Origin of the sequence: Agrobacterium sp. S7/73, assembly GCF_019355535.1 — a bacterium.
GTDB classification, from domain to species: domain Bacteria; phylum Pseudomonadota; class Alphaproteobacteria; order Rhizobiales; family Rhizobiaceae; genus Agrobacterium; species Agrobacterium tumefaciens.
The window spans coordinates 2,282,946-2,309,563 of the sequence record NZ_CP072136.1 but is presented as its reverse complement, the minus strand read 5'-3'; the positions used below and the strand labels follow the sequence as shown (position 1 = coordinate 2,309,563).

The 26,618-nt window shown below is 59.8% G+C and carries 25 protein-coding genes; 14 read left to right on the top strand and 11 right to left on the bottom strand.

Going from position 1 to position 26,618, the window contains the following annotated elements:
- Positions 1-237 precede the first annotated feature (237 nt).
- A complete protein-coding gene (locus J5276_RS11470) occupies positions 238-1,512 on the top strand; it encodes a DUF3422 family protein (protein WP_019564253.1) in 1,275 nt (424 codons plus the stop codon).
- A gap of 9 nt (positions 1,513-1,521) precedes the next feature.
- Here J5276_RS11470 and J5276_RS11465 read toward each other — a convergent pair whose 3' ends face one another.
- Positions 1,522-2,421, bottom strand: a complete 900-nt coding sequence (locus tag J5276_RS11465; RefSeq protein WP_112154738.1) for a LysR family transcriptional regulator — start codon at positions 2,419-2,421, stop codon at positions 1,522-1,524.
- A 98-nt stretch (positions 2,422-2,519) separates the two neighbouring features.
- Here J5276_RS11465 and J5276_RS11460 point away from each other — a divergent pair, with 98 nt between their 5' ends.
- From J5276_RS11460 to glcF, 3 genes are all read left to right on the top strand, one after another.
- The gene (locus tag J5276_RS11460) at positions 2,520-3,968 is read left to right on the top strand and encodes an FAD-linked oxidase C-terminal domain-containing protein (RefSeq protein ID WP_236761467.1); all 1,449 of its coding nucleotides are present in this window, start codon (positions 2,520-2,522) and stop codon (positions 3,966-3,968) included.
- 91 nt (positions 3,969-4,059) lie between these two features.
- On the top strand, positions 4,060-5,262 hold the full coding sequence (gene glcE, locus J5276_RS11455; protein ID WP_065703869.1) for a glycolate oxidase subunit GlcE: 1,203 nt from the start codon (positions 4,060-4,062) through the stop codon (positions 5,260-5,262).
- Between the two features lie 3 nt (positions 5,263-5,265).
- Positions 5,266-6,567 (top strand): glycolate oxidase subunit GlcF, encoded by a 1,302-nt coding sequence (glcF, locus tag J5276_RS11450; protein WP_004432239.1) that lies wholly within the window; start codon positions 5,266-5,268, stop codon positions 6,565-6,567.
- A 149-nt stretch (positions 6,568-6,716) separates the two neighbouring features.
- Here the strand turns inward: glcF and J5276_RS11445 are convergent, their stop codons facing one another.
- Entirely contained in the window at positions 6,717-7,376 is a 660-nt protein-coding gene (locus J5276_RS11445; RefSeq protein ID WP_112154737.1) for an outer membrane beta-barrel protein, read from the bottom strand.
- A 262-nt stretch (positions 7,377-7,638) separates the two neighbouring features.
- Positions 7,639-8,412: a L,D-transpeptidase gene (locus J5276_RS11440; protein ID WP_004432233.1), complete on the bottom strand. Its 774-nt coding sequence runs from the start codon at positions 8,410-8,412 to the stop codon at positions 7,639-7,641.
- A 237-nt stretch (positions 8,413-8,649) separates the two neighbouring features.
- On the opposite strand from J5276_RS11440, the gene J5276_RS11435 reads away from it, so the two are divergent.
- A complete protein-coding gene (locus J5276_RS11435; RefSeq protein WP_004432231.1) occupies positions 8,650-9,279 on the top strand; it encodes a DNA-3-methyladenine glycosylase I in 630 nt (209 codons plus the stop codon).
- Positions 9,276-9,719 carry a hypothetical protein gene (locus tag J5276_RS11430; RefSeq protein WP_004432223.1) on the top strand — a complete coding sequence of 148 codons (444 nt, stop codon included), beginning with the start codon at positions 9,276-9,278 and terminating at the stop codon, positions 9,717-9,719. The genes J5276_RS11435 and J5276_RS11430 overlap by 4 nt, the downstream gene beginning before the upstream one ends.
- 15 nt (positions 9,720-9,734) lie before the next feature.
- On the opposite strand, the gene J5276_RS11425 is transcribed toward J5276_RS11430, so the two are convergent.
- Positions 9,735-10,778 carry a YeiH family protein gene (locus J5276_RS11425; RefSeq protein ID WP_019564245.1) on the bottom strand — a complete coding sequence of 348 codons (1,044 nt, stop codon included), beginning with the start codon at positions 10,776-10,778 and terminating at the stop codon, positions 9,735-9,737.
- Between the two features lie 82 nt (positions 10,779-10,860).
- Between J5276_RS11425 and J5276_RS11420 the strand changes: the two genes are divergently transcribed.
- Complete coding sequence (locus J5276_RS11420; protein WP_004432220.1) at positions 10,861-11,778, top strand: LysR substrate-binding domain-containing protein; 918 nt, start codon at positions 10,861-10,863, stop codon at positions 11,776-11,778.
- A gap of 51 nt (positions 11,779-11,829) precedes the next feature.
- Here the strand turns inward: J5276_RS11420 and J5276_RS11415 are convergent, their stop codons facing one another.
- The 3 genes from J5276_RS11415 to J5276_RS11405 are packed head-to-tail and all read right to left on the bottom strand — an operon-like array spanning position 11,830 to position 13,063.
- Positions 11,830-12,594 (bottom strand): hypothetical protein, encoded by a 765-nt coding sequence (locus J5276_RS11415; RefSeq protein WP_013635546.1) that lies wholly within the window; start codon positions 12,592-12,594, stop codon positions 11,830-11,832.
- Between the two features lie 6 nt (positions 12,595-12,600).
- Positions 12,601-12,852 carry a type II toxin-antitoxin system RelE/ParE family toxin gene (locus tag J5276_RS11410; protein WP_065703878.1) on the bottom strand — a complete coding sequence of 84 codons (252 nt, stop codon included), beginning with the start codon at positions 12,850-12,852 and terminating at the stop codon, positions 12,601-12,603.
- Entirely contained in the window at positions 12,836-13,063 is a 228-nt protein-coding gene (locus J5276_RS11405; protein WP_013635548.1) for a DUF6290 family protein, read from the bottom strand. The genes J5276_RS11410 and J5276_RS11405 overlap by 17 nt, the downstream gene beginning before the upstream one ends.
- Positions 13,064-13,219: 156 nt before the next feature.
- Here J5276_RS11405 and hisS point away from each other — a divergent pair, with 156 nt between their 5' ends.
- The 4 genes from hisS to hisG are packed head-to-tail and all read left to right on the top strand — an operon-like array spanning position 13,220 to position 17,051.
- Positions 13,220-14,845: a histidine--tRNA ligase gene (gene hisS, locus J5276_RS11400; protein WP_065703880.1), complete on the top strand. Its 1,626-nt coding sequence runs from the start codon at positions 13,220-13,222 to the stop codon at positions 14,843-14,845.
- Positions 14,846-14,849: 4 nt separating this feature from the next.
- On the top strand, positions 14,850-15,218 hold the full coding sequence (locus tag J5276_RS11395) for a VOC family protein (protein ID WP_026330619.1): 369 nt from the start codon (positions 14,850-14,852) through the stop codon (positions 15,216-15,218).
- A 16-nt stretch (positions 15,219-15,234) separates the two neighbouring features.
- Positions 15,235-16,362: an ATP phosphoribosyltransferase regulatory subunit gene (locus J5276_RS11390; RefSeq protein WP_004432209.1), complete on the top strand. Its 1,128-nt coding sequence runs from the start codon at positions 15,235-15,237 to the stop codon at positions 16,360-16,362.
- Positions 16,359-17,051: an ATP phosphoribosyltransferase gene (gene hisG, locus J5276_RS11385; protein WP_004432208.1), complete on the top strand. Its 693-nt coding sequence runs from the start codon at positions 16,359-16,361 to the stop codon at positions 17,049-17,051. Before J5276_RS11390 ends, hisG begins: the two co-directional genes overlap by 4 nt.
- Positions 17,052-17,115: 64 nt before the next feature.
- Here the strand turns inward: hisG and J5276_RS11380 are convergent, their stop codons facing one another.
- The 4 genes from J5276_RS11380 to groES form a co-directional block, all read right to left on the bottom strand.
- Positions 17,116-17,562 (bottom strand): DoxX family protein, encoded by a 447-nt coding sequence (locus tag J5276_RS11380; RefSeq protein ID WP_004432207.1) that lies wholly within the window; start codon positions 17,560-17,562, stop codon positions 17,116-17,118.
- A 262-nt stretch (positions 17,563-17,824) separates the two neighbouring features.
- Complete coding sequence (locus tag J5276_RS11375; RefSeq protein ID WP_112154848.1) at positions 17,825-18,259, bottom strand: hypothetical protein; 435 nt, start codon at positions 18,257-18,259, stop codon at positions 17,825-17,827.
- An 857-nt stretch (positions 18,260-19,116) separates the two neighbouring features.
- Positions 19,117-20,751, bottom strand: a complete 1,635-nt coding sequence (gene groL, locus J5276_RS11370; protein ID WP_004432205.1) for a chaperonin GroEL — start codon at positions 20,749-20,751, stop codon at positions 19,117-19,119.
- A gap of 74 nt (positions 20,752-20,825) precedes the next feature.
- On the bottom strand, positions 20,826-21,122 hold the full coding sequence (gene groES / locus J5276_RS11365) for a co-chaperone GroES (RefSeq protein ID WP_003494080.1): 297 nt from the start codon (positions 21,120-21,122) through the stop codon (positions 20,826-20,828).
- A 369-nt stretch (positions 21,123-21,491) separates the two neighbouring features.
- Here groES and J5276_RS11360 point away from each other — a divergent pair, with 369 nt between their 5' ends.
- The 3 genes from J5276_RS11360 (at position 21,492) to ileS (ending at position 26,536) form a co-directional block, all read left to right on the top strand.
- A complete protein-coding gene (locus J5276_RS11360; RefSeq protein WP_112154736.1) occupies positions 21,492-22,340 on the top strand; it encodes a TIGR01459 family HAD-type hydrolase in 849 nt (282 codons plus the stop codon).
- Positions 22,341-22,383: 43 nt separating this feature from the next.
- Positions 22,384-23,364, top strand: coding sequence for a bifunctional riboflavin kinase/FAD synthetase (locus J5276_RS11355; protein ID WP_004432194.1), 981 nt, complete (start codon positions 22,384-22,386; stop codon positions 23,362-23,364).
- 268 nt (positions 23,365-23,632) lie between these two features.
- Positions 23,633-26,536 carry an isoleucine--tRNA ligase gene (gene ileS / locus J5276_RS11350; RefSeq protein WP_038489976.1) on the top strand — a complete coding sequence of 968 codons (2,904 nt, stop codon included), beginning with the start codon at positions 23,633-23,635 and terminating at the stop codon, positions 26,534-26,536.
- Positions 26,537-26,618 lie beyond the last annotated feature (82 nt).

Here is a 26,618-nt window from a genome sequence, read left to right as displayed (position 1 = left end):
GCGAAGCATCGCACTGGTCAAATATTCTGTCCAGTTCTGCCATAAGCTCTGCGCCATGCCTGCGGCAACACGGCACCTGCCTTTTTAAACTGGCTTTTGTTAAAGCACCCGCACAGGGTGATGATGGCGGTTTTCTCCGTCAGGTGCATCAAAACAATTACATATGCTTCGATTGCGGTGTCGTCATCGCGATGGATGTTCTAGATAACCGGCGAAACAGGCGGGGACGATATCGCAATGGCCAAGGGTAGATTTGCTTTCGCAAGCGCGCCGGAAAGATCGCTGGCTCTCGGCGAGGTTCATGCGCGGCCGACCGTGCTTCTCGCGCCGTCGCGCATCATCGTCCAGCTTGCCTTCATGATGGATGGCGGTTCTGCCGTGCATCACTCGGTCATTGCGGAAATGTCGCGTAGCCGGGGTGTCGCGCCGCCGGAACGGGATGCCCGCCACCATGCCATGCCCTGGGGGCAGGGTACGCTGCGCTGGGAGCGGCATACCGAATTCTCGACATGGTTCTGGGATGGCCCCGCGCCGGAAAAATTCGGCGGCGATATTGTCGGCGACCCGTTCGGCGACGGTTTTTCACCACCCGGCTCCCTGATATCAGGCATACGGCTGGAAATCCGTCCAGATGGCGCAACGGCCCCCAACGCGGAGACCATGTTCGAGCCGACGAGCCTCTGTTACAGCGACGTGCGCGACGGGCAGGCGGCGATCCTCACCGATTTTCGTCAGGATCGCGACGGGTTAACGCAGATATTGGTGATCGACCGTGGCTTGAGCGATTACAGCCGCGGTGCGCTGGTGCAGCGGCTGCTGGATATCGAGACCTATCGCACGCTTGCAATGCTCGGACTGCCGATGGCGCAGACGCTGTCGCCGGAAATCCGTCGCATCGAAGATGGCCTGACGGGAATCACCCAGCGCATGAAAAACGGCGCACGCGACGAGGCCGATGCGCTGCTGGCGGAGATGACCCGGCTTGCGGCGGAACTGGAAGCCAATGCCGCGCTCAGCCTCTATCGTTTTGGCGCCAGCCGCGCCTATGACGGCATCGTGCGTGAACGTATTCGCGCGCTTGCGGAAACGCCGGTTCAGGGGCACGAGACCATGGGCAGCTTTCTGGAAAGGCGTCTGGCGCCCGCCATGCGCACCTGCCAGTCGGTCGAGGAGCGGCAGGCCAACCTGTCGCGCAAGCTCTATCGCGCCACGGCACTCGTCAGAAGCTGGATCGACGTGGAACTGGAACGGCAGAACACGGTGCTCCTGAACACCATGAACAAGCGCGCCGCCATGCAGCTTCGCCTGCAGCAGACGGTGGAAGGCCTGTCGGTCGCCGCCATCTCCTATTACGTCGTCGGATTGATCGGTTATCTCACCAAGGCGATCAGCCACGACGTGCTGCCGGTTGATCCCGCCGTGGTCACCGGTCTTTCCGTTCCCTTTGCCGTGCTCGGCGTCTGGTGGGTGGTGCGCCGCATTCGCCGCTCCCATGTCGAGGGCGGGCACTGAATACCGGCGTCAATCATGCTCCCAATAGGGTGAGGGGCCGTAAAGTCCGGCGAGATAGTCGATGAACAGCCGCACCTTCGCGGGCAGGAACTGGCGGCTTGGATAGACCGCCGACAGCGTCACGTTTCGCGATCCCTCATAGCTGGGTAGAACCTGCACCAGCCGGCCGGCGCGCAATTCGTGGCCGATATCCCAGGTGGAGCGCAACGCAATTCCCAGTCCCGATATCACCGCCTCGCGGATCACTTCGCTGGAATTGGTGACCAGCATGCCTTCCGGGCGGATGCTGAGCGCCCCGCCAGGTCCTTCCAGTCGCCAGATATCGTTGTTGTGGGCCGGCAGGCAGCGGTGCTTCTTAAGGTCCTCGATCGCAGCCGGCATGCCGTGGGCAGTGACATATTCCGCCGAGGCGCATAGCACGCGGCGGACCGGCGCCAGCCGGCGGGCGACGAGGCTGGAGGAATTGAGATCGGCGATGCGGATCGCCAGATCGTAACCGCCTTCGATGATATCGATGAATTCGTCGCTGAGCACCAGATTGACCGACAGGTCCGGGTGGCGCTCCATGAACGTCTTCAGATGCGGCGCAATATGCATGCGACCGAAGGAGGTGGGAGCTGAGATTTTCAGCGTGCCGTTGACGGTGTTGGCGCGCCCAGACACGAAATCCTCGGCATCCTCCAGCCCTTCCAGCACCGCAAGTACCCGTTCGTAAAAGCCCTGGCCCGCTTCGGTCAGTGAGATCTGCCTTGTCGTGCGCTGGAACAGCCGTGCGCCGAGCTTTTCTTCCAGCCGCTTGATGCGCTTGGAAATAACAGCGGGCGAATAACCAAGCTCCTTGGCGGCAAGCGACATGCTGCCGGAGGCGGCAACGGTTGCGAAGACCTCCAGGTCGCCCAGATTTGTCACAGTTGCCTCCCGATTATTTCCAGAACGGAAAAAATCCTTAGCATTTGATTGCGCTCCTTCAAAGTGGTAAAGAAACAATACCACTTGGCAAGACGTGCATGGAGGAGGGGGCGGTGACGCAGCCGATCAAGTTTCTGGAGCCGCGTGCGGCGGTTTTATCGGGCCGTGACCGCATCATATCCGATCTGAAGGATATCCTGGCCGAGGACTGTCTCGTGCACGAGCCGCGTGAGCTCGTGCCTTTCGAGACCGACGCTTTCGTCTCCTACCGCCGCCTGCCGCTGGCCGTCGCCTTGCCGAAGACCACCGAAGAGGTCGCAGCGGTACTGAAATATTGTCACCGTTACGGCATTCCTGTCGTGCCGCGCGGCGCGGGTACCTCGCTTTCCGGCGGCGCCATTCCGCAGGAAGATGCGGTGGTGATCGGCCTTTCGAAGATGTCCGCGATCCTCGAACTCGATTTTTACAATCGCACGGCAAGGGTACAGGCGGGCGTCACCAATCTCTCCATTTCCGATGCGGCCGGTGCGGAAGGCTTCTTTTATGCGCCGGACCCAAGCTCGCAGCTTGCCTGCACCATCGGCGGCAATGTCGGCATGAATTCCGGCGGTGCGCACTGCCTGAAATACGGTGTCACCACCAATAATCTGCTCGGCGTAAAAATGGTGCTTGTCGATGGCACGGTGCTGGAGCTGGGCGGCAAGCATCTTGACGCTGCCGGTTACGATCTTCTCGCCCTCGTTTGTGGTTCGGAAGGCCAGCTCGGCATCGTCACCGAGGCGACGGTGCGGCTGATTGCCAAGCCGGAGGGCGCGCGCCCGGTGCTGTTTGGTTTCGAAACCTCCGAAGAAGCCGGCTCCTGCGTGGCCGATATCATCGGCGCGGGCATCATTCCTGTCGCCATCGAATTCATGGACAAGCCGGCAATCGAGATTTGCGAGGCCTTCGCCAAGGCCGGATATCCGCTGGATGTCGGCGCGCTGCTGATCGTCGAGGTCGAAGGCTCGGAGGCGGAAATGGACGCCATGCTGGCCGATATTGTCGCCATTGCGAAAAAACACGGCGTGAAGACGGTCAGGGAATGCCAGTCGGCCATGGAGGCCGCGGCGATCTGGAAGGGCCGGAAATCCGCTTTCGGCGCAACGGGCCGCATCGCGGACTATATCTGCATGGATGGCACGGTGCCGCTTTCCCAGCTTTCCTATGTGCTGAAAAAAACAAGCGAAATCACCGACCGCCTCGGCCTTCGCGTCGCCAATGTCTTTCATGCGGGCGATGGCAACATGCATCCGCTGATCCTGTTCAACGCCAACGATCCGGAAGACGCCGCCAGGGCCGAAGAGGCGGGCAATGAAATCCTGAAGCTCTGCGTCGATGCGGGCGGTTGCCTCACCGGCGAACACGGTGTCGGCATCGAAAAACGCGACCTGATGCGGCACCAATATGCCGAGGCTGATCTTGCCCAGCAGATGGCGGTTCGCGCTGCTTTTGACGAGGGTTGGTTGATGAACCCTTCCAAGGTGTTTCCGCTGGAGGGGAGGGGATGATGCACTTTAGCTTTGTAGCCTTGGTGGGTGCGGCTCACCCCTCCGTGCCCGGCAGGGCAGAGGAGGGTATCTCTTGCTCGGAGCGCACCCCATGCTGACCCCTTATGCAGAAACCCAGGTCGCCGACATCATCCGCGACCACACAACCCGAAAAACCCCGCTGAAAATCATCGGCGGCAACACCCGCTCCGGTTTCGGCAATGCGGTCGAGGCAGATGAAACGCTTTCCTCCCGCGCAATGTCTGGCATCATCGCCTACAACCCCGCCGAAATGGTCATGACGGTCAAAGCAGGCACACCTCTCGCCACCGTCGAGGCCGCCCTTGCCGAAAACCGGCAGATGATGGCCTTCGAGCCGATGGACCACCGCCCGATCATGGGAACCACAGGCGAGCCGACCATCGGCGGCGTCTTTGCTGCCAATGTTTCCGGCCCGCGCCGTTATGTGGCTGGTGCGGCGCGTGACAGCCTGCTCGGCATCCGTTTCGTCAATGGAAAGGCGGAAGTCATCAAGGCGGGTGGCCGGGTGATGAAGAATGTCACCGGGCTAGATCTCTCGAAGCTTCTGGCGGGTTCACACGGCACGCTCGGTTTTCTCACGGAAGTAACCTTCCGCGTGTTGCCGAAACCGCCAGCGGAAAAAACCGTGGTTGTCTGCGGTCTGGACGACGAGGCCGCGACGCGGATCATGGCGGCGGCGATGGCGATGAGCGTCGAGGTTTCCGGTGCGGCCCATCTGCCGGAAAGCGTTCGCTCCCATTTCATCGCAGGCGCGCTGCCGGAAGGTCCGGCGACAATCCTGCGGTTGGAAGGGCTCGGGGCTTCCGTCGAGGCGCGCGCGGCGAAACTCCTTTCCGTCATGGATCGGGTTGGCCCATGGGCGCTGCTGGAAGGCGAGGAGAGTGCTGTTTTATGGCGGCAGGTGCGGAATGTCGCGCCCTATGCCGGGCAAGATGCCAAACCGCTCTGGAAAGTCTCGGTCGCGCCGAGCGAAGGCCACAGGCTGGTTGCTGCCTTGCGCATGGAAGCGGGTATCGATGCCTTTTACGACTGGCAGGGTGGTCTCATCTGGATGCAGATGGAGGCGGACCCCGAAGCGGAATTGCTGCGCGGTGCCATCCGCGCGCTCGGCGGCGGGCACGCCACCTTGATGCGGGCGAGCGACGCGGTGCGCGCCACCGTGCCGGCATTCGAACCGCGCCCGACGGCGGAGGCCATATTGTCTGCGCGCATCAGGGAAAAGCTCGATCCGGCGGGCATCTTCAATCCTGGCAAGATGGGAAGGGCCGTCTGAACCATGCAAACATCCTTCACGCCCGAGCAGCTGGCTGATCCGCATGTGGCGGAATCAGAAAAAATCCTGCGCAAATGTGTGCATTGCGGCTTCTGCACCGCCACCTGTCCCACCTATGTCACGCTTGGCAATGAGCTGGACAGTCCGCGCGGCCGCATTTACCTCATCAAGGACATGCTGGAAAATAGCCGCCCGGCGGACCGCGAAGTCGTCACCCATATCGACCGCTGCCTGTCCTGCCTTGCCTGCACCACCACCTGTCCGTCCGGCGTCGACTACATGCATCTTGTCGATCACGCCCGCGCCCATATCGAACAAACCTATAAACGTCCCTTCATGGACCGCCTGACCCGCAATCTTCTGGCTGCAGTTCTGCCTTATCCCGGTCGCTTCCGGCTGGCCTTGCATCTGGCACGGATCACGCGACCCTTCGCCGGTGTGCTCGCGAAGTTTCCCGCGCTGAAACCGCTGCAATCCATGCTCGCTCTCGCCCCGGCTTCCGTGCCCGCCGTTTCAGCTTCTGCCCGTCCGGGTGAACGGTCAGCCGAAGGTGAAAAGCGTGGACGTGTCGCCATTCTTACCGGCTGCGCCCAGCCGGTGCTTGACCCTGGTATCAACGAGGCGACGCTGCGTCTTCTGGCGCGGCTTGGCGTCGAGGTTGTCGTGCCGAAGGGGGAAGGCTGCTGCGGATCGCTGGTGCATCATATGGGGCGCGAGGCCGAGGCGCTCGCCGCCGCCCGCCGCAATGTCGATGTATGGATGCGTGAAATGGAAAATGGCGGCCTCGATGCCGTCATCATCACCGCATCCGGCTGCGGCACGACCATCAAGGACTACGGCCATATGCTACGGCTTGATCCGGCCTATGCGGACAAAGCCGCACGGGTATCGGCACTCGCGAAGGACATCACCGAATATCTTGCCACGCTCGACCTGCCGCAAAAGGAAAGCCAGGGCCTGACGGTTGCCTATCATTCGGCCTGCTCCATGCAGCATGGCCAGAAGATCACCATGGCACCGAAGCAATTGCTGAAAGCGGCTGGTTTTACCGTCCGCGATCCGGCGGAAGGGCACCTCTGCTGCGGGTCGGCCGGAACCTACAACATCATGCAGCCGGAGATCTCAGGAAAGCTGAAGGCGCGCAAGGTGAGGAACATCGAGGCCACACGCGCGGATGTCATTGCCACCGGCAATATCGGCTGCATCACGCAGATCGCGACTGGCACGGAAATGCCGATCCTGCACACGGTCGAGCTGCTGGACTGGGCTTATGGCGGACCGAAACCCGCGAGGCTTTTGGCTTAGAGCGCCGTTCGCTTGTAAGGGCCATCGGACCCGACACAAGGTTCGGGCCGGTGCGTCGTTCGCTCTGCTCATCCTGTGACAAGCACAGGAGTGAGGTTTGAGGGTAGCTTGGCACCTGTCGGAAAGCGCCCTCTATTTCCATCCCAGCTTTAGAACTTGTAGGCCACGCCGAAGTTCACCGCATTGGTCATGATATCGGTTTTCAGCTTGCCGCCATTGTCGATATCCACGTCGATAAAGGAGTAGGTGCCTTTATATTCCACGAAGGTCGACCAGTTGTCGGTTATGCGGTAGCTAAGGCCGGCCTGCGCCTGCAGGGTTGCGCCACCGAACTGGTATTCGAAGGTTTTGCCGGAAGCCCGGGTAACCTCCACATGCGGCACGTTGATGCCAACGCCCGCGCCCACGTAAGGCGTCAGGCGCCAGGTCTCCAGCGGGAAACGATAGAGCGCGTTCAGCGTCAAAAGGTTCAGGCCGTCGGTGAACTCGAAATGCGACCAGCCGGAACGCGCCAGCGTCTGGTCGTCGGCATAGACCTTGTCGTGGGTGTAATCGAGCGAGATGCCGAGATTGTTGAGCTGGCCTTCCTCGAACCAGTAGGTGCCGCGCACCCCCCAATAGGCCGGGCTCGAAAATGCCTTCCCTTCCCACCCCGCCCGGAAGTCCGTTCCGTCCGAAACCGTGACATCGCTGTGCGGGGCGCTTTGCCAGCCGCCGTAACCGGAAAATTCAAATTCCCCCGCGATTGCGGAAGAGAAGGAAACGCCGCTGAGTAGCAGGGCGCAAAGAATGGAAACGTGGCGCAGCATGGGGAGAATCCAGTTTGGTGTTGAGGACACACCAAACCGCTTTTTAGTAACATTTAAATGACAGAAACGAAAAACGGGCGGTCAGTTGACCACCCGTTTCAAGGCCGTTCCATCATCCCCTGAGAGAGGTCCGGCGCCTGGCGTCCCCCGCCAAGTCTCCTTCAATCAATCTAGTAGCGATTGTACCGCTGCGGGACATCAATTCAAGCGCGATCTGCCGTGGTGTGGGCTGCAAGTCCGCGTATTAGCGGCACCGTTGCCGTCATATCACAATGACGGTTGTTCCGACGTTCACACGCTCGTAAAGATCGGTGACATCCTCGTTGCGCATGCGGATGCAGCCTGAGGAATTGTTGCTGCCGATCGTCCAGGGCTGGTTGGTACCGTGGATGCGGTAAAGCGTGGAGCCGAGATACATGGCGCGCGCGCCCATCGGATTGGCAGGTCCGCCTTCCATGAAGGCCGGAAGGTAGTGTCCCTTCGTCGCTTCGCGGCTGATCATTTCTTTCGGGGGCGTCCAGCTCGGCCATTCCGCCTTGCGGGTTACCTTGTGCGTTCCGGCCCATTCGAAACCGGGCTTGCCGACGCCGACGCCATAACGACGGGCCTTGCCATCCGCCATGACGAGATAGAGGAAGCGGTTCGGCGTATCGATGACGATGGTGCCGGGCTTCTGAGTGGTCTGGTAGCTCACGATCTGGGGCAGGAATTGCGGGGCGATCTGCGTGCGCACCGGCGCATTCGGGCGAACGGCGGCGTTCTGTACCCGGGCCGGGCGCTGCGAGGTGACGCCGGAGCTTGGGCGCTGTGGCATGGCGGCCTGGCGCTGCTGGAAGAAAGGCTGGCGGGCTGCTGGCGCGCGCGGGTAAACCACGGGGCGCACATTGCCGCCACCAAGCTGCGTTACCCAGGGGGCGGAAAGGTCTGGACTGACGACGACAGGCGGGCGCTCCCGGTAACGCTCACCAGCTGCGGCGGCCGGGGCGGCGAAGGTGGAAACGAGGCTCAGCGCCAGAAAAACGGACTTCATCGTCATCGGGTGGACTCTCTCTGCGGTATGTCGCAACAATAGCAATTGCGGGATCATTCGCCCGCCTTGCCGGCTACGTTCGCACCTTGACGCCAGCGAATCGTAAATGGCTGTTCATTAAAAAGCGCTTGATTAGAAAAAGCTGGATTTAAGGTTAGCGACCCGTTTTGAAACGTGGTGAATGAGTGGTAAGTGCGCGCATCACGCCGGTCACGGGCGGGAGCGAAAAAGGGTGGTTGCGGTATGAACGAGGCGGGACTTGAAACGGGCGCGGATGGCCGCGTGCGGTGTTTCTGGCAGCAGGGACTTGAGGATTACAGCCGCTACCATGACGGAGAATGGGGTTATCCCGTCACCGACGATCGCCGCCTGTTCGAGAAGATATGTCTCGAGGGCTTCCAGTCAGGCCTCTCTTGGCTGACGGTGTTGCGCAAGCGCGAGGCTTTCCGTCTTGCCTTTGCCAATTTCGAATTCGAAAAAGTGGCGCAGTTCGGTGAAGCCGACATTGAGCGCTGTGTTGCGGACAAGGGCATCATCCGTCATCGCGGCAAGATCGTGTCGACCATCAACAATGCCCGTCGCGCCATAGCGCTCCGGGACGAATTCGGTTCGCTTGCCCATTATTTCTGGGGGTTCGAGCCTTCCGCCGCAGAAAGGCCGCAAAGGCTGGACTATGCGACGTTAAGGGCCAACCCCACCAGCGACGCGTCCATTCGTCTTTCCAGGGATTTGAAAAAGCGCGGCTGGACCTTCGTCGGCCCGACGACCGTCTATGCATTCATGCAGGCCATGGGTATGGTCAACGATCATATCGAAGGCTGTCATTGCCGTGAGCCGATCGAGGCCATGCGGCGGGAGTTTGTACGTCCATGAAAGCAAAGTCCCTTCTTCTGGCTTTTGCCATGGCCGTGGCGGCCGTGCCGCATCCATCCTCTGCGGAAAGCCGCAACGTCGACGGCATCTGGCTGGACGACGGCGAAAGGCTCAAGGAAGTTGCCCTGCCGCCCACCGGGCCGCTGAAACTAGATGGCTGGACACGGCGCGGCCGTGGCGATGTCTACCGCCTGAAGGTCAAGGCCGGGCAGACGATGAAGGTCGAGCTTACCTCTTCCAGCGAATTTGTCCTGATGGCGATCTTTGATTTTTCGACGCCGGATCAGGACGCGATCTTTTTCAGCGACTCCGAAGGTAAAATCGCCACGTTGACGCCGAAGGCGGATACCGAATGGCTGATCCGCCCGACGCTTATCCTGGGATCACCGCGTCGCGGGCTCGGCGCGCATTATATCCTGACGGTCAGCACTCAGAAATAACGGCCCGCCGCACCTTCAGGCCGTTTGCGTCAGCGCGATCAGGCCGAAGCTCAAGATTCCAAGCAGCACGAGCGAGAGGCTGGCGGCGACGATGACCTTGCCCCCGGCATGGCGAAGGCTGCGAATGTCGACCGACAGCCCAAGCGCCGCCATCGACATGATGGTGAGGATGTTGGAGAGCGAGGCGAGGGGGCCTAGCAGAACCTCGGGAATAAGGCCGAAGGAACGGGCCATGATCATCAGCACGAAGCAGATGATGAACCACGGAACCATCTGCTGCAACTTCAGCCGGCCCTTACCAGACTGGCCGTGGATGACGGAGAGGGCAGCAATGACCGGCCCCAGCATCAGGACGCGTATGAGCTTGACGATTGTCCCGGTCTGCACCGCAACGGCGCCGAGCGGGGCGGTGGCGGCTAGCACCTGCGGTACGGCATAGACCGTCAGGCCGGCGAAGATGCCATATTGGGTGGCATCAAGACCGAGAAGCTGCGGCAGAAACGGCATCAGCAGAACGGCGGCGACACCGAGAACGGCTGTAAAAGCAATCGATGCGGCGACATCTTCTGGCTTGGCGCCAATGGCGGGCGCTGCCGCCGCGATCGCCGAATTGCCGCAGATGGAATTGCCGCAGGCGATAAGGGTTGCGAGTTTGGGTGGCAGCCCCAGCATCCGCCCGGCGGCATAGCTGAAGATCAGCGACAGGGCGACGATGACAGCGATGCCGCCGATCAGCAAACCGCCGGCGCCTTTTAGAATGGCAAGGCTCAAGGATGCGCCAAGAAGCGCCACCGCAATCTCGAGCAGGGTCTTGGCACTGAACTTAATGCCGGCCGAAGCAACCGCTGGCAGCGACACGAGCGAACGCAAAAGTGTACCGATCAGAATAGCCAGCACCAGATCGCCGAGCCATGCATGTCCGGCAAGCCGCACCTGAAATCGTTCCGCCAGAATGGCAGCGCAACTGACCGCCGCGCAAAGCAGAATGCCCGGCAGAAGCGGGGTCAGCGAGCGAAAAGAAGACTGGAAGGGATGAGTGAGGGTGCGATGCTGTGCCATGGCCAGACAATGCCGGAATGACCTGTTTTATTCTATCAAATAATATGGCATATATTATTCGATAAAATCGAATGAAAAAGCCATGACCTTCGAACAACTCCGCATTTTCATCGCCGTCGCCGAACGCGAGCACCTGACAAGGGCCGCGCAGGCGATCGGTCTGACCGCCTCGGCCGTCAGTTCCGCGATCAAGAATCTCGAGGCCTTTTATAATGTCGAGCTGTTTCATCGCGTCGGCCGCAATATCGAATTGACCGAAAGCGGACGGGTGTTTCTGGGTGAGGCCAGGGCGACGCTGGCGCGTGTGCGCAGCGCCGAACTGATTCTCTCCGAGATGGGCGGTCTGACGCGCGGCGAAATCACCGTATGCGCCAGCCAGACCATTGCCAGCTACTGGCTGCCGCCGATCCTCATGCAATTCAAGAAGCTTTATCCGGGTGTGACGCTGAAACTCGATATCGGCAATACGAAAACGGTAACGCAGGCCGTGCTCGATGGGCTGGCTGAGGTCGGCTTCATCGAGGGCAAGATCGACGAGCCGGCGCTGATGGTGCAGCCCGTGGTATCCGACAAGCTTCTGGTCGTCACCGGCTCCGCCCACCCCTTCGCCGACGGCCGTTATCTCACCGCCCTCGATATTCTATACGGAACGTCGTGGGTGTTGCGCGAACAGGGTTCCGGCACCCGCTCCGCCTTCGAGGCGGCGGTGCGGCAGATGGGTGTCGACCCGGCAGATCTTTCCGTGATGCTGGAACTGCCATCCAACGAGGCCGTGGTGATGGCGGCACGCTCCGGCGGCGCGGCGACAGCGGTTTCCGCTTCCGTCGCCTCCCTCTTCTTACGCCAGGGATTGTTGGTCCGCGCCGGCATCGATCTGCCCGCCCGCAATTTTGCTCTGTTGCGCCACAAGGAACGTCACACCAGCCGTGCCGCCATGGAACTGGAACGCCTCAGCCGTGCCGCCTCGGAGGACTACAAGGCCGGTCTTGCCGGTTTGTAGGTCGAAAGGCCGCGCGGCATTATCGGGATCGCGGCGCGGGGGCAGAGCCTCTCACGTCAGCTCATGCGCAACAACGTGATGAACGATTCGATAGTCCCTGCTTTCCTCTCCCAACGGAGCGAGTGGCCATTCCCATGCGGCGGCCGGCGCGGACAGATCAGCGCCATGCAGCAAGTCCTCGTGCTGGTGCAGGCTGCCGTCTTTGCCGATAACGTCAAAGGATGTGTCCGTTACCAGGCACACCTTGCAGGGAAGGGCGGCCAGCGCATCCAGATGCGTCTGAATGAGCCTCGGCAAAAGGTCATCAGGCGCGCCGGCAATCTTCTCCCGCTCCAGCCGATGCCGCGCGCCGGTGCCGATCTGTGACAGGAGGTTGGCCGAGACGACGAAATCCAGATAGGGCACCCGCCGCAGGAACTCGAGCGGTTCCGGTTCTTTACCGGCAACGATATCGTCAAAACCGGAAAGATCGCGGTTGACGATGCGCACATTCTTTTTGGAATTGAAGCGCAGTTTCGCCTGCACGCTGGCAAGATGCACCAGATCGACCAGAACCACGGTATCGAACATCGCCACCAGCGCATCGTATGGCACGTCGCGCAGCAGACCCGACCCGAGCACCACCGCCGTCCGCCTCTGTTTGAGTTTTCTCACCGATTGCAGCACAAATTGCTGGCTGTTGTTTTCATGCTCCGCCCATGCTGTTGCGCAGCGATTGGCGCGCGCCCATAGATTGACGGAATAGCGGATATGCGGCCGGAATGGTTTCGGCGTGGCCGCACGCGTGGCGGCATATTGCAGGGCTTCGAGGATCATTGATGCCTAACGGTAGATTTCGCGGCGATGGCCAATTTCCACCACCAGCACGACAAGCTTGTGGTCCTGTATATCGCAGATGATACGGTAATCGCCTACCCGGTAACGCCAGAAGCTGCCGAGTTCTGAGCCTTGCAGGGCGGCACCTGTCTGGCGGGGATTGTCGAGCGCCGCTACTCGGATACGCTGACGCGTCTGCGGATCGATTTTCCGCATCTCTTTCTGGACAAGAACATCGTATTCAATTGTCCAGATCACGCCAGAACTCCTCGGCGCTTACCACCTTTGATTCACCGCGCTGGATGCGCCGCGTCGCCTCTTCGGCTAGATAGAGATCTTCCATATCCTCAATATGTTTCTCAATCGCCTCGCGGATATAGTATGCGGACGTACGGCCCGTGCGCTCGGAAAGCGCTTTCAGCCGTTCATAGGTCTCGTCCGGCAGGCGGATGGCAGTCTGTTTGCTCATTGCTTGCGCCCTTTTCGACTAAAATGGGATACATGCATCCCATATAGCATTGTTTGCCCCGTGCGGCCAGTAGAACCAGAGGCTTTGCGGCTTGCCGCACCGGGCTTCATCATCTAATACACCGGCATAATTTCAGGAAAATATCGGATCGGCATCATGAGCGAAAAAGCAAAAAAGCCTCAGAAACTGAAAGCCCGCCTGCCGCGTGGCTTCGTGGACCGTTCTGCTGCCGATATCCATGCCACCAATGAAATGATCGACAAGATCCGCAAGGTCTACGAGCTTTACGGCTTCGATCCGGTGGAAACACCGCTGTTTGAATATACCGATGCGCTCGGCAAATTCCTGCCTGATAGCGACCGTCCGAACGAGGGCGTATTTTCGCTGCAGGATGACGACGACCAGTGGATGAGCCTGCGTTACGATCTCACTGCACCGCTTGCCCGCCATGTCGCGGAAAATTTTAACGAAATCCAGCTGCCCTACCGTACCTATCGCGCCGGTTATGTGTTTCGCAATGAAAAGCCCGGCCCCGGCCGCTTCCGCCAGTTCATGCAGTTCGATGCCGATACGGTCGGTGCTGCCGGTGTGCAGGCCGATGCCGAAATGTGCATGATGATGGCCGATACGCTGGAAGCGCTTGGCATTGCGCGCGGTGACTATGTCATCCGCGTCAACAACCGCAAGGTGCTGGACGGCGTCATGGAGGCCATCGGCCTTGGCGGCGAGGAAAATGCCGGTCGTCGCCTGAACGTTCTGCGCGCCATCGACAAGCTCGACAAGTTCGGCCCGGAAGGCGTGAGACTACTGCTCGGCCCCGGCCGCAAGGATGAATCCGGCGATTTCACCAAGGGTGCGGGTCTTGATGACTATGCGCGTGAAAAAATCATGTTGCTTTTTACCCACAACGGCGACCAGTCCGCGGACTATTTTGCTGCTATGCAACCGTCCGATGTTTTGCCCTCTGACGCATTGCTGACAGGAGGACAAAGCTCACTGCCTTTGGTTATAGCGAATCCAAGTTTTCTCGATGTATTTGAGCAACATTTCCCAGACGCTGATTTGTTTAGAGAAGGTCTTGATGAACTACGTAAGATCAGTTCTCTCGTTCGTGCGGCAGGTTATGGCACTCAACAAATTCGCATCACTCCTTCCGTAGTGCGTGGCTTGGAATATTATACAGGTCCTGTATTCGAGGCAGAACTTACTAAAGCCATTCCGAATGAAAAAGGTGAGATCGTGCGCTTTGGCTCGGTTGGCGGCGGCGGGCGTTATGACGGTCTCGTCTCGCGCTTCATGGGGCAGCCGGTTCCGGCCACGGGTTTTTCCATCGGCGTGTCGCGACTGATGACGGCCTTGAAGAACCTCGGCAAACTCGGTCAGGTCAAGCCGCTCGCCCCGGTTCTCATCACCGTCATGGATGGCGATGTGGACAGCATGGGACGTTACCAGCGCTTCACACAGGCGCTGCGTGCCGAGGGCATCCGCGCCGAAATGTACCAGGGCAACTGGAAGAAATTCGGCAATCAGCTGAAATATGCCGACCGTCTCGGCTCCCCCATCGCCATCATCCAGGGCGGTGACGAGCGCGCCGAAGGCGTCGTGCAGATCAAGGACCTGATCGAAGGCAAGCGCCTGTCAGGTGAAATCGAGGACAATGCCAGCTGGCGCGAAGCGCGGGTGGCACAGATCACCGCGCCAGAAGCCGAACTGGTGGCGAAGGTTCGCGAGATTCTGGAGCATCATGCAGAGGACGTTCGCCGCGCCGCTGAAGGGCACTGAGGCGATGGCGATCCTCGCGCTCGATCACCTTCAACTGGCGATGCCCGTCGGCCGGGAAGACGAGGCGCGCGCCTTTTATGGCGACCTGCTCGGCTTTGCGGAGCAGGCAAAACCCGCCAATCTGGCGGCGCGCGGCGGATGTTGGTTCTCATCTGGACCGATAAAACTCCACCTCGGCATCGATCAGGATTTCAGACCTGCCAGGAAAGCCCATCCTGCCTTTCTGGTAGACGATCTCAGTATCTTGCGAAAAACACTTGAAACTGCAGGCTACCATGTGGTTGAGGATGAGCCGCTCGAAGGATATCACCGGTTTTATGTCCTTGATCCCTTCGGAAACCGCATCGAAATGATGCAGCCGCTCGAACCGTGACGAAAAGTACCGTTCCATGCCCCTGATCGACATGCCGGAATTTTCCGGAGAGCTACTGGAAGAATTCGCCGCGCGCCGCACAAGTCGTGTGAACACGCCTGTGATCCAGCCTGCCGAACCGTTTCTGGATATGGCGGGCGAGGATTTGCGTCGGCGTATTTTCATGACGGAGAGCGAGACAGGCGAAAGCCTGTGCCTGCGCCCCGAATTCACTATTCCCGTCTGCCTGCGCCATATCGAGACAGCGACGGGTACGCCGAAGCGTTACTCCTATCTGGGTGAGGTCTTCCGCCAGCGCCGGGAGGGTGCGAACGAGTTTTATCAGGCCGGCATCGAGGATCTTGGCGATACCGATATCGCCGCCGCCGATGCCCGCGCCGTGATTGATGCAACCGCCATTCTGAAACGCCTTTTGCCTGGCCGTTCGCTCGCCGTCACGCTGGGCGACCAGCAGGTGTTCGAGGCGGTCGTTGCAGCGCTCGGCCTGCCGCTCGGTTGGCAGAAACGGCTGGTGCAGGCTTTCGGCGATATGGCGCAGCTCGACGCGCTGCTGGAAAGCCTCGTGCACCCCAAGCCCATGACCGGCCTTGACGCGCGGGTCGCTGGACTTCTGGCAACGGGCGAAGAGGCGGTGCTGGTCGATTATCTCGACACGGTAATGCAGGAAACCGGCTATTCCACCAATGCCAGCCGCTCGCCGCAGGAAATAGCCCGCCGTCTGCGGGAAAAGCTGGCGCTTGCCGCCACGCGTCTGCCGGATGAGAGTTTCGAACTGCTCAAGCAGTTCCTGGCCCTGCAGGCGCCCTTGCCGCAGGCCTCGCAAGTTCTGGCCGATTTTGCCGCAAAGGCGAAGCTGAAGCTGGACGGTGCGCTTTCCGCTTTCGATAAGCGTGTCGCGGCCCTTGCGAATGCCGGGGTCGATCTCGAAACAGTCAGCTACGGCGCGGCCTTCGGCCGTCCGCTCGATTATTATACTGGCCTCGTTTTCGAGGTGATGGAAGAAGGTAGCGATAGCGTTTTGGCCGGTGGTGGCCGTTTTGACCGGCTGCTGACGCTGCTTGGCGCGCAGGAAAAAATACCGGCCGTGGGCTTTTCCCTCTGGCTGGATCGCATCGAAACGGTGCGCGGGAGCGATAAGCCATGATCACCATTGCCTTGCCCTCCAAGGGCCGGATGAAGGAAGACGCCTCCGCCGTTCTCGAACGCGCCGGGCTGAAGGTCGCCGCTGTCGGTAACGACCGGTCCTATCGCGGCCGCATCGAAGGGCGCGACGATATCGAGATTGCCTATCTCTCAGCCTCCGAGATCGCCCGCGAAATTGGTGCTGGCAGCGTGGATTTCGGCGTGACGGGTGAAGACCTGGTGCGAGAGGGGCTGACCAACGCCGATGCGCAGGTGGAATTCTGCGCCCGCCTCGGTTTCGGCCATGCCGATGTCGTTGTCGCCGTGCCGGAAATCTGGCTGGATGTGGACAGCATGGCCGATCTCGGCGATGTGGCCTCGGAATTCCGTGCCCGTCATGGTCGCCGTTTGGCAATCGCAACCAAATACTGGCGGCTGACGCAGCAGTTCTTTTCGCGCCAGCATGGCATTCAGCTTTACCGTATTGTCGAAAGCCTTGGCGCCACCGAAGGTGCGCCGGCGGCAGGGCAGGCGGATATCATCGTCGATATCACCTCCACCGGCTCGACGCTGAAAGCTAACCACCTGAAAATCCTCTCCGACGGCATCATCGTCCGCTCGGAAGCCTGTTTCGTGCGCGCCCGCAAGCCGGAGCACGAAGGTGATCCGGCGGTTCAGGAGATCGCGGCGCGAATAAAAGCGGCTGTCTGAAAGCACAAAAGAAAAAAGGCCGCCGGATCGCTCCGGCGGCTTTTTTCTTGGTCAGCCTATGGGTTCAGGCGCGGGCGGCAACGAAGCCGCGCTTTGCGTCGACGGAGTAGGCGCCTGCACCGAAGGTTGCGAGCAGGATATAGGCGCCGGCAAGGGTGATGTTCTTCATCAGCATGATGCCGTTCAGCGTGTTGATCCAGCCGAGAGCAGGCTCAGGCCAACCGGGAACGGCAACGGTGCCGCTGTGGAATACGAGGCCGGTGAACACGCAGAATGCTGCAAGCGCCCATGCGGCGATCTTCGTCTGGAAACCGGCGAGAATGGCAAGACCGGCAACGAGTTCGAACAGGCCGGCAAGATAGGCAAGCGCGGTTGCGGCAGGCATGCCGGCGCCCGAGATCATGCCGGCAGTGCCAGCCGGATCAGTGAGTTTGCCGAAGCCGGAATAGATGAAGATGAAGGAAAGCAGAATGCGGGCGATGAGAACGAGAGCGTTCTGGCTGCTGGACATGGAGTATCTCCGGTAAGTGATCGGCGTGTCGCCGGTTAAACTGCAAGGTGATGTCTGGAGATATCAATGACCGAAAATCATGCATCTATAAAGATGAACAATAGAAGACAAATTGTCTTCATTTTGTGAACGACCAACAATGTCGTTCAATGACATTGAGCGCGCATCCCCCGTTTGAACGGGACCATTCGACTCGATCTATCTATTTGTTTTAAAAAAATTTCCTGACATAAAGCCGCTGCGCAGTTTTACTGGAAACGCGCTAGGCGGCGAAGCGCATATCCTCGAAACGCGGAAACAGGAAGAGCCCCGAAATGCGCCCTTGCTGGCCGATCTCGAAACCCGAGGATTCGCCCATGCAAATAAGCGGCTGCCGCATTGCCGGCAGGGTGAACAGGCCGGTGGAAAAGCAGAAGCGTGAGGGTGCGGCGGAAGCCTGTTCGAAAATTTCGAGCACGCGGTCGTGGTGACCCCGATCGTAACAGCGGATCAGGCTGAGCAAGCCGCACTCACCCTGCGGCAGCCCATGCATGAAAGATGCGTGTTCGCCAAGCTTGATGACGCCGCTCGAAAGATCGCCGCTCCATTCCTCCGAAATAAAGAAATGCGACAGGGTCTGAGTATCCGGCATGGTTGTCGCGACCGCAGGCAGAGCATCGTTGCGTCTTGATATTTCGAACAAATCGCGCCCCCGCATGAACATCGTACCAGCGCTGCAATCTCAAGCGTCGCTGCCAAGTTGATTTTTCATCGCCATCCGCATTCCAGCGTGCTTGCCAAGCATCGAACCCCTTCAATGCTTGCATCCCGCCGCGGCACCCTCACGGGCGCTGACTTATAGTTTATTTTCTTCTACCCACAACAACCTGTCAGAGAGAAAATCAAAAATAATATGTATTCCTTCATCGTAATCGCGAAATATATGAAAAAAAGACAACTAAATGTCGTGCTTATAAACTGGAGAGGGCGAAAATCCGCCCCATCGGCAATTGTGATTCGCCTCTATCGGCACCCGATTATTGCACGCGCTGCCAAAAACAAGCCGACTAAAGTTATCGCTGTTTCAAAAAGAGACAATATTTTTTAAGCCCTATCCCGGCAAGTGAAGATATCGCGCCAGCTCTCACAAGGCGCATGGGCGGCAACGAAAAAAGGGTGATCCGAAGACCGCCCTTTCGTATTCAAATGGCAGGACTGATTGGAAGTCCATGCCGCCCGTCTGGCGCGCTTGCGGCGCCAAATCACCAAAAGGCATGGGTGGCAACGAAAAAGGGCGATCCGAAGACCGCCCTTTCGTATTCAAATGGCAGGACCGATTGGAAGTCCATGCCGCCCGTCTGGCGCGCTTGCGACACCAGATCACCAAAAGGCATGGGCGGTAACGAAAAAAGGGCGATCCGAAGACCGCCCTTTCGTATTCCAGTGACAGGACTGATTAGAAGTCAATGCCGCCCGTCTGGCGCGGTTGCGACGCCAGATCACCAAAAGGCATGGGCGGCAACGAAAAAAGGGCGATCCGAAGACCGCCCTTTCGTATTCCAGTGACAGGACTGATTAGAAGTCCATGCCGCCCATGCCGCCGCCAGGCATCTGGGGCATTGCCGATTCCTTCTTAGGAAGTTCGGCGATCATGGCTTCGGTGGTGATCAGCAGCGAAGCAACCGAAGCTGCGTTCTGCAGGGCCGTGCGAACAACCTTGACCGGGTCGACGATGCCGAGCTGGATCAGGTCGCCATATTCGCCGGTCTGGGCGTTGTAGCCGTAGTTGTCTTCGTTCCGGTCGAGGATCTTGCCAACAACGATGGAAGCTTCGTCACCTGCGTTTTCTGCAATCTGGCGAACCAGAGACTGCAGAGCCTTGCGGACGATGTTGATGCCGGCTTCCTGGTCGTCGTTCTCACCCTTGACGGTGATCTTCGTGGAAGAACGCAGCAGGGCAACGCCGCCGCCCGGTACGATGCCTTCCTGAACAGCAGCGCGCGTCGCGTTGAGAGCGTCGTCGATGCGGTCCTTCTTTTCCTTCACTTCAACTTCCGTCGAACCGCCAACGCGGATCACGGCAACGCCGCCAGCGAGCTTGGCAAGACGTTCCTGCAGCTTTTCGCGGTCGTAGTCGGAAGTGGTTTCTTCGATCTGCGCCTTGATCTGGGCAACACGGCCTTCGATGTCGGACTTCTGGCCAGCACCGTCAACGATCGTGGTGTTTTCCTTGGAGATCGAAACCTTCTTCGACTTGCCGAGCATGTCGAGGGTAACGCTTTCGAGCTTGATGCCGAGGTCTTCGGAAATGACGGTACCACCGGTCAGGATGGCGATGTCTTCCAGCATGGCCTTGCGGCGATCGCCGAAGCCAGGAGCCTTGACGGCAGCGATCTTGAGGCCGCCACGCAGCTTGTTGACGACGAGCGTTGCAAGGGCTTCGCCTTCTACGTCTTCAGCGATGATGACGAGCGGCTTGCCGGTCTGAACGACAGCTTCGAGAACAGGCAGCATGGCCTGGAGGTTCGAAAGCTTCTTTTCGTGCAGAAGGATGTATGCGTCTTCGAGGTCCGCAACCATCTTTTCCGGGTTGGTCACGAAGTAAGGCGACAGGTAGCCGCGGTCGAACTGCATGCCTTCGACGACTTCGAGTTCGGTTTCAGCGGTCTTGGCTTCTTCAACGGTGATCACGCCTTCGTTGCCCACGCGCTGCATTGCTTCAGCAATGTCGAGACCGATCTGACGCTCGCCGTTTGCAGAGATCGTGCCGACCTGTGCAACTTCTTCCGAAGTGTTGATCTTCTTGGCCTTGGCCTGAAGGTCCTTGACGACTTCAGCAACGGCCAGATCGATACCGCGCTTGAGGTCCATCGGGTTCATGCCGGCAGCAACTGCCTTTGCACCTTCGCGAACGATGGCCTGGGCCAGAACCGTTGCGGTGGTGGTGCCGTCACCGGCGATGTCGTTGGTCTTGGAGGCAACTTCGCGAACGAGCTGTGCGCCCATGTTCTCGAACTTGTCTTCGAGTTCGATTTCCTTGGCGACAGAAACGCCGTCCTTGGTGATGCGCGGTGCGCCGAAGGACTTGTCGATAACGACGTTACGACCCTTCGGGCCGAGGGTGACCTTCACTGCATCAGCGAGAATGTCGACGCCCTTGAGCATCTTTTCGCGCGCTGTGCGGCCGAATTTGACTTCTTTGGCTGCCATTTTCAAAACTCCTGGTTTCGAATGGCCGGACGGGGTCCGGCTTGAAATTTAAGGAAACGATGGGTGCGGCGAAATCAGCCGATGATACCCATGATGTCGGCTTCCTTCATGATCAGAAGGTCTTCGCCGTCGAGCTTGACTTCGGTGCCCGACCACTTGCCGAACAGGACGCGATCGCCAACCTTGACGTCGAGAGCGACGACCTTGCCGGCCTCATCGCGAGCGCCGGAACCGACGGCGACGATTTCGCCTTCCTGCGGCTTTTCCTTGGCGGTATCGGGAATGATGATGCCGCCCTTGGTCTTTGCTTCGGACTCAACGCGACGAACGACGACGCGATCATGAAGCGGGCGGAAATTGGTGCTTGTCATTGCCTAATCCCTCGATCAAATGACTTCAGGAACCTTTTGCAGGTTCACGTGATGGGTGTTAGCACTCCTCTTGTTGGAGTGCCAGCAAAGCCGAGATAAGGAGGCGTCCCCCCGGAGTCAAGAACGCACTGCCGGAAAAATTTCACGGCCTATGGTTACCAGCGTTCCATGACAGAAAATTTCCACGCTCTGACGCGCGCGGACAAATCGCTCTTTTTCAGGCAGCCTTCGTTTTCGGCGTAGAGGGGTTTTATGTTCGGATGGTGGCCGGTGGGCCGGAGGCGGGCCTGGCACCGCTTTTTTCCTTGCCATCGGCGTCCTGCTTTGCCATGTGACGCACACCCTTTTTTCGCACCCGGAAAGCATATCATGGCCCATCGCATTCTCACCCTCGCCGAAATCACTGATGGGTTCGACGTTGTTCTTTCGGATGTCTGGGGCGTGCTGCACAATGGCGTTAGCGCTTTCCCGGATGCGGCGGTTGCGCTGCACGACGCGCGCAAGGCCGGCAAGACCGTGGTGCTCATCACCAATTCGCCGCGTCCGGCCCCCGGTGTCATCGCCCAGCTTCGCGTTCTCGGCGTGCCGGATGAGGCCTATGACCGCATCATCACATCGGGCGACGTCACCCGCGGCCTGATCGCGGAAGGCCCAAGAAAAGTCTTTCTGCTCGGCCCCGAGCGGGACATGCCGCTGCTCGAAGGTCTCGATGTCGAACGGGTCGGCGAGGTGGAAGCGGAATCCGTCGTCTGCACCGGTTTCTTCGATGACGAGACGGAAACGCCGGAAGATTATACGGAAATGTTGAAAGGCTTCGTCGCCCGCAAGGTGCCGATGATCTGCGCCAACCCCGATCTGGTGGTAGAGCGCGGCGAGCGCATCATTCCCTGCGCCGGCGCCATGGCCGCATATTACGAACAGCTTGGCGGCGAAGTCCGTATTGCCGGCAAACCGCACGCGCCGATCTATGAAGCCTGCCTTGCGGCGGCGAAAGAAGTGCGCGGCGATTTCCCGAAGGATCGCGTGCTCGCCATTGGCGATGGCATGCCGACGGATGTGAAGGGCGCAATTGCGAGCGGCCTCAACCTTCTTTATATCAGCGGCGGCATTCACGCCGCCGAATATACGCTGAATGGCCAGACGGACGAGGCGCTTCTGAACGCCTATCTGAAGGGGCAGGGCGCGGCTCCCGGCTGGTGGATGCCCCGCCTTGCCTAGGAAACGTCTGGCGTAAGCCGGCGTAAACAATGGATCGACTGCAATGACCGTCTTTCATCGCAATGAAAAAAAGGAGCCGCTGCCTGAAGGCTTGCGCGGCGGCGTCATCGCGATCGGCAATTTCGATGGTGTGCATCGCGGCCACCGTGCCGTTCTGGACCGTGCGCTGGAACTGGCCGAGGCGCGTGGCGTTCCGGCACTGGTGCTGACCTTCGAACCGCATCCCCGTTCCGTCTTCCGCCCTGAAACGCCGGTCTTCCGCCTGACACCTGCGCCGTTGAAGGCACGTATTCTCGAGGCCATCGGTTTCCGCTCGGTCATCGAATACCCCTTCGACCGCGAGTTTTCGCAGCGCTCGGCGGAAGAGTTCGTCAATTCCATTCTGGTCGACTGGCTGGGCGCCAGCGCCGTCGTCACCGGCTTTGATTTCCATTTCGGCAAGGGCCGCGAAGGTGGCCCGGCATTTCTGATGGCGGCCGGCAAGCGCAACGGCTTCGACGTGACGCTCGTGGATGCCTTTCGCGACGAGGGTGCGGATGTCGTCTCCTCTAGCCGTATCCGCTCGCTTCTGTGCGAAGGAGATGTGGCAGGTGCCGCCGGACAACTCGGGTATCGTTTCACGGTGGAAAGTGAAGTCATCGGCGGCCAGAAGCTGGGGCGAACGCTGGGTTACCCAACGGCCAACATGGCGCTTTCACCCGAAACGGAGCTGAAAGCCGGCATCTATGCCGTGCGGTTCCGCCGCCCCGACGGGGCGATTTACGATGGCGTTGCAAGCTTCGGTTACCGCCCGACGGTCACCGATAACGGTGCGGCACTTCTGGAAACCTACGTCTTCGATTTTTCCGGTGATCTCTACGGTGAGGTGTGTTCGGTATCCTTCTTCGGGCACCTGCGTGACGAGCTGAAATTTGACGGCTTGGACCCTCTGGTCGCGCAGATCAGGCGGGATGAGGAAGAGGCGCGGGCGATGCTGTCAGGCGTTCGGCCGCTCAGTGAATTGGATGCGAAGATAGCATTTTGAGCGGGCAGATAATCCTGTCCCGGATTGTCGTCGCTTTTCACTTCCTTTTTGCCCGAAAACCGCATAAACAACCGGCCATGTCCCAATACCGGTTGCTGTTTAAAGTTCAGATAGGCCGAATTATTGGCCCGGCCTTCCGCCCGCTCTGAAGAGCCGGAAGGTCCGGGATTTTGGCGCTCGTCATGGCATTTGACATGGCGCTTTCCGTATTTGCCCTCTTTGAAATTGAGACGGCGCGACCGACACGGCGCGCAACAACGGTACAATTATGAGCGACACCGCAGAAAAATTCGACTATTCCTCGACCCTCTATTTGCCGCAGACGGATTTCCCGATGCGTGCCGGCCTGCCGCAGAAAGAACCGGAAACGGTGAAGCGCTGGCAGGAAATGGGGCTTTATAAAAAGCTCCGCGCATCCGCCGCCGGTCGCGAGAAATTCGTGCTGCATGATGGCCCGCCCTATGCCAACGGCAACATCCACATCGGCCATGCGCTGAACAAGATCCTGAAAGACGTCATCACCCGCTCGTTCCAGATGCGCGGTTTCGACGCCAATTACGTGCCCGGCTGGGATTGCCACGGCCTGCCGATCGAATGGAAGATCGAGGAAGCCTACCGCGCCAAGGGCAAGAACAAGGACGAGGTTCCGGTCAACGAGTTCCGCAGGGAATGCCGTGACTTCGCGGCTGGCTGGATCAAGGTTCAGTCGGAAGAGTTCAAGCGCCTCGGCATCGAGGGTGACTTCGAAAACCCCTACACAACCATGAACTTCCACGCGGAAGCCCGAATCGCCGGCGAACTGCTGAAGATCGCCAAGAGCGGCCAGCTCTATCGCGGTTCCAAGCCGATCATGTGGTCGGTTGTCGAGCGCACGGCGCTGGCGGAAGCCGAGGTTGAGTATCACGACGTTGAAAGCGACATGATCTGGGTGAAGTTCCCGGTGAAGGACGCTGCGCCAGCTCTTTCCGGCGTCTCTGTCGTCATCTGGACAACCACGCCGTGGACCATCCCCGGCAACCGCGCCATCGCCTTCTCCTCGCGGGTCGAATATGGCCTGTTCGAAGTCGAAAGCGCGCAGAACGATTTCGGTCCGCAGCCGGGTGAAAAGCTGATCTTCGCCAGAAAGCTTGCCGATGAGGCTGCTGCCAAGGCGAAGGTGACCTTCAAGTTCGTGCGCGATGTGAAAGCTGAAGAACTGGCCGCCATCACCTGCGCCCATCCTTTGGCGTCGCTTGGCTACGATTTCCCGGTTCCGCTTCTCGATGGCGACCACGTCACCGACGATGCAGGCACGGGCTTCGTGCACACCGCGCCGAGCCATGGCCGCGAGGACTTTGACGTCTGGACCGCGCATCAGCGTGAGCTGGAAGCGCGCGGCGTTTCGCCGGCCATCCCGTTCCCCGTTGGCGATGACGGTTTCTACACCGAGGACGCACCCGGTTTCGGCCCGTCTGCCGAAGGCGGTGCGGCCCGCGTCATGGATGATAACGGCAAGAAGGGCGATGCCAACGAGCGCGTCATCAAGGCGCTGATCGCGGCCAACAACCTGTTCGCGCGCGGCCGTCTGAAGCACAGCTATCCGCATAGCTGGCGCTCCAAGAAGCCGGTGATCTTCCGCAACACGCCGCAGTGGTTTGTCTATATGGACAAGGAACTGGGCGACGGCACGACGCTGCGCTCGCGTTCGCTTGATGCCATCGACCAGACCCGTTTCGTTCCGGCATCCGGCCAGAACCGCCTGCGCGCCATGATCGAAGGTCGGCCCGACTGGGTTCTGTCGCGCCAGCGCAGCTGGGGCGTGCCGATCGCGGTCTTCGCCGACGAGCAGGGTGAGGTTCTGGTCGACGAGGCTGTCAACGCCCGCATCCTCGAGGCTTTCGAGGCTGAAGGTGCGGATGCCTGGTTCGCCGAAGGCGCCAAGGAACGTTTCCTCGGAAATGACCATGACCACGCCAAATGGCAGCAGGTCATGGACATCCTCGATGTGTGGTTCGATAGCGGCTGCACTCATACCTTCACGCTGGAAGACCGCCCGGACATGAAGTGGCCGGCGGATGTCTATCTCGAAGGATCGGACCAGCATCGCGGCTGGTTCCATTCGTCGCTGCTGGAAAGCTGCGCGACGCGCGGCCGCGCGCCCTATAATGCCGTCGTCACCCATGGCTTCACCATGGACGAGCAGGGCCGCAAGCAGTCTAAGTCTCTCGGCAACGTTGTTGCACCACAGGACGTGATGAAAGAGTCCGGCGCGGATATCCTGCGCCTGTGGGTCATGACGACCGATTACTGGGAAGACCAGCGTCTGGGCAAGGCCATCATCCAGACCAACATCGACGCGTATCGCAAGCTGCGCAACACCGTGCGCTGGATGCTCGGCACGCTTGCCCACGACAAGGGCGAGGAGATCGCCTATGCCGATCTGCCGGAACTGGAAAAGCTGGTACTGCACCGCCTGTCCGAGCTGGACAAGGTCGTGCGCGACGGGTACGACGCCTTCGACTTCAAGAAGATCGCCCGCGCCCTGATCGATTTCGCAAATGTGGAGCTGTCGGCTTTCTACTTCGACATCCGCAAGGACACGCTTTATTGTGACGCGCCGTCGTCGCTGAAGCGCCGTGCATCGCTGTCGGTCATCGCCAAGCTGTTCGATTGCCTCGTCACATGGCTTGCGCCCATGCTGCCCTTCACCACTGAAGAAGCATGGCTTTCGCGCTATCCGGATGCGGAATCGGTGCATCTTGCCCAGTTCCCGGAAATTCCGGCGGAGTGGAACAACGACGCGCTGGAAGCGAAGTGGGAGAAAATCCGCAAGGTCCGCACGGTCGTCACCGGTGCGCTCGAAGTGGAACGCCGTGAAAAGCGTATCGGCTCCTCGCTTGAGGCAGCGCCCATCGTGCACATTGCCGACGCCGATCTTCTGGCGGCTCTCTCCGGGCAGGATTTTGCCGAAATCTGCATCACCTCGGCCATTTCGGTGGTCGGCGATGAAGGCCCTGCCGATGGCTTCCGCTTGCCGGAGGTCGCAAAGGTCGTGGTCGAGCAGAAGCTGGCGGAAGGCGCAAAATGCGCACGCTCCTGGCGTATCACCACCGATGTCGGTTCCGATCCGGACTATCCGGAGGTTTCGGCCCGTGATGCGGCGGCACTGCGCGAGCTTGCCGCGCTGGGATGATTTAAAGCTGCTGCGCATCGTTCCTGTCGAAAAATCGATTTCGAGTTTCGGGCCGATGCGCGAGGAAAATGGCCGGATGAAT

What these genes read in the sequence shown, in the direction of transcription:
- hisG (WP_004432208.1), top strand. Translation starts at nt 16,359, where the DNA reads ATGATCACCATTGCCTTGCCCTCCAAGGGCCGGATGAAGGAAGACGCC.
- hisS (WP_065703880.1), top strand. Translation starts at nt 13,220, where the DNA reads ATGAGCGAAAAAGCAAAAAAGCCTCAGAAACTGAAAGCCCGCCTGCCG.
- J5276_RS11395 (WP_026330619.1), top strand. Translation starts at nt 14,850, where the DNA reads ATGGCGATCCTCGCGCTCGATCACCTTCAACTGGCGATGCCCGTCGGC.
- J5276_RS11470 (WP_019564253.1), top strand. Translation starts at nt 238, where the DNA reads ATGGCCAAGGGTAGATTTGCTTTCGCAAGCGCGCCGGAAAGATCGCTG.
- J5276_RS11430 (WP_004432223.1), top strand. Translation starts at nt 9,276, where the DNA reads ATGAAAGCAAAGTCCCTTCTTCTGGCTTTTGCCATGGCCGTGGCGGCC.
- J5276_RS11420 (WP_004432220.1), top strand. Translation starts at nt 10,861, where the DNA reads ATGACCTTCGAACAACTCCGCATTTTCATCGCCGTCGCCGAACGCGAG.
- groL (WP_004432205.1), bottom strand. Translation starts at nt 20,751, where the DNA reads ATGGCAGCCAAAGAAGTCAAATTCGGCCGCACAGCGCGCGAAAAGATG.
- J5276_RS11435 (WP_004432231.1), top strand. Translation starts at nt 8,650, where the DNA reads ATGAACGAGGCGGGACTTGAAACGGGCGCGGATGGCCGCGTGCGGTGT.
- J5276_RS11360 (WP_112154736.1), top strand. Translation starts at nt 21,492, where the DNA reads ATGGCCCATCGCATTCTCACCCTCGCCGAAATCACTGATGGGTTCGAC.
- J5276_RS11390 (WP_004432209.1), top strand. Translation starts at nt 15,235, where the DNA reads ATGCCCCTGATCGACATGCCGGAATTTTCCGGAGAGCTACTGGAAGAA.
- ileS (WP_038489976.1), top strand. Translation starts at nt 23,633, where the DNA reads ATGAGCGACACCGCAGAAAAATTCGACTATTCCTCGACCCTCTATTTG.
- J5276_RS11375 (WP_112154848.1), bottom strand. Translation starts at nt 18,259, where the DNA reads ATGCGGGGGCGCGATTTGTTCGAAATATCAAGACGCAACGATGCTCTG.
- J5276_RS11355 (WP_004432194.1), top strand. Translation starts at nt 22,384, where the DNA reads ATGACCGTCTTTCATCGCAATGAAAAAAAGGAGCCGCTGCCTGAAGGC.
- glcF (WP_004432239.1), top strand. Translation starts at nt 5,266, where the DNA reads ATGCAAACATCCTTCACGCCCGAGCAGCTGGCTGATCCGCATGTGGCG.
- J5276_RS11445 (WP_112154737.1), bottom strand. Translation starts at nt 7,376, where the DNA reads ATGCTGCGCCACGTTTCCATTCTTTGCGCCCTGCTACTCAGCGGCGTT.
- J5276_RS11380 (WP_004432207.1), bottom strand. Translation starts at nt 17,562, where the DNA reads ATGTCCAGCAGCCAGAACGCTCTCGTTCTCATCGCCCGCATTCTGCTT.
- groES (WP_003494080.1), bottom strand. Translation starts at nt 21,122, where the DNA reads ATGACAAGCACCAATTTCCGCCCGCTTCATGATCGCGTCGTCGTTCGT.
- J5276_RS11425 (WP_019564245.1), bottom strand. Translation starts at nt 10,778, where the DNA reads ATGGCACAGCATCGCACCCTCACTCATCCCTTCCAGTCTTCTTTTCGC.
- J5276_RS11460 (WP_236761467.1), top strand. Translation starts at nt 2,520, where the DNA reads ATGGAGGAGGGGGCGGTGACGCAGCCGATCAAGTTTCTGGAGCCGCGT.
- J5276_RS11415 (WP_013635546.1), bottom strand. Translation starts at nt 12,594, where the DNA reads ATGATCCTCGAAGCCCTGCAATATGCCGCCACGCGTGCGGCCACGCCG.
- glcE (WP_065703869.1), top strand. Translation starts at nt 4,060, where the DNA reads ATGCTGACCCCTTATGCAGAAACCCAGGTCGCCGACATCATCCGCGAC.
- J5276_RS11405 (WP_013635548.1), bottom strand. Translation starts at nt 13,063, where the DNA reads ATGAGCAAACAGACTGCCATCCGCCTGCCGGACGAGACCTATGAACGG.
- J5276_RS11440 (WP_004432233.1), bottom strand. Translation starts at nt 8,412, where the DNA reads ATGACGATGAAGTCCGTTTTTCTGGCGCTGAGCCTCGTTTCCACCTTC.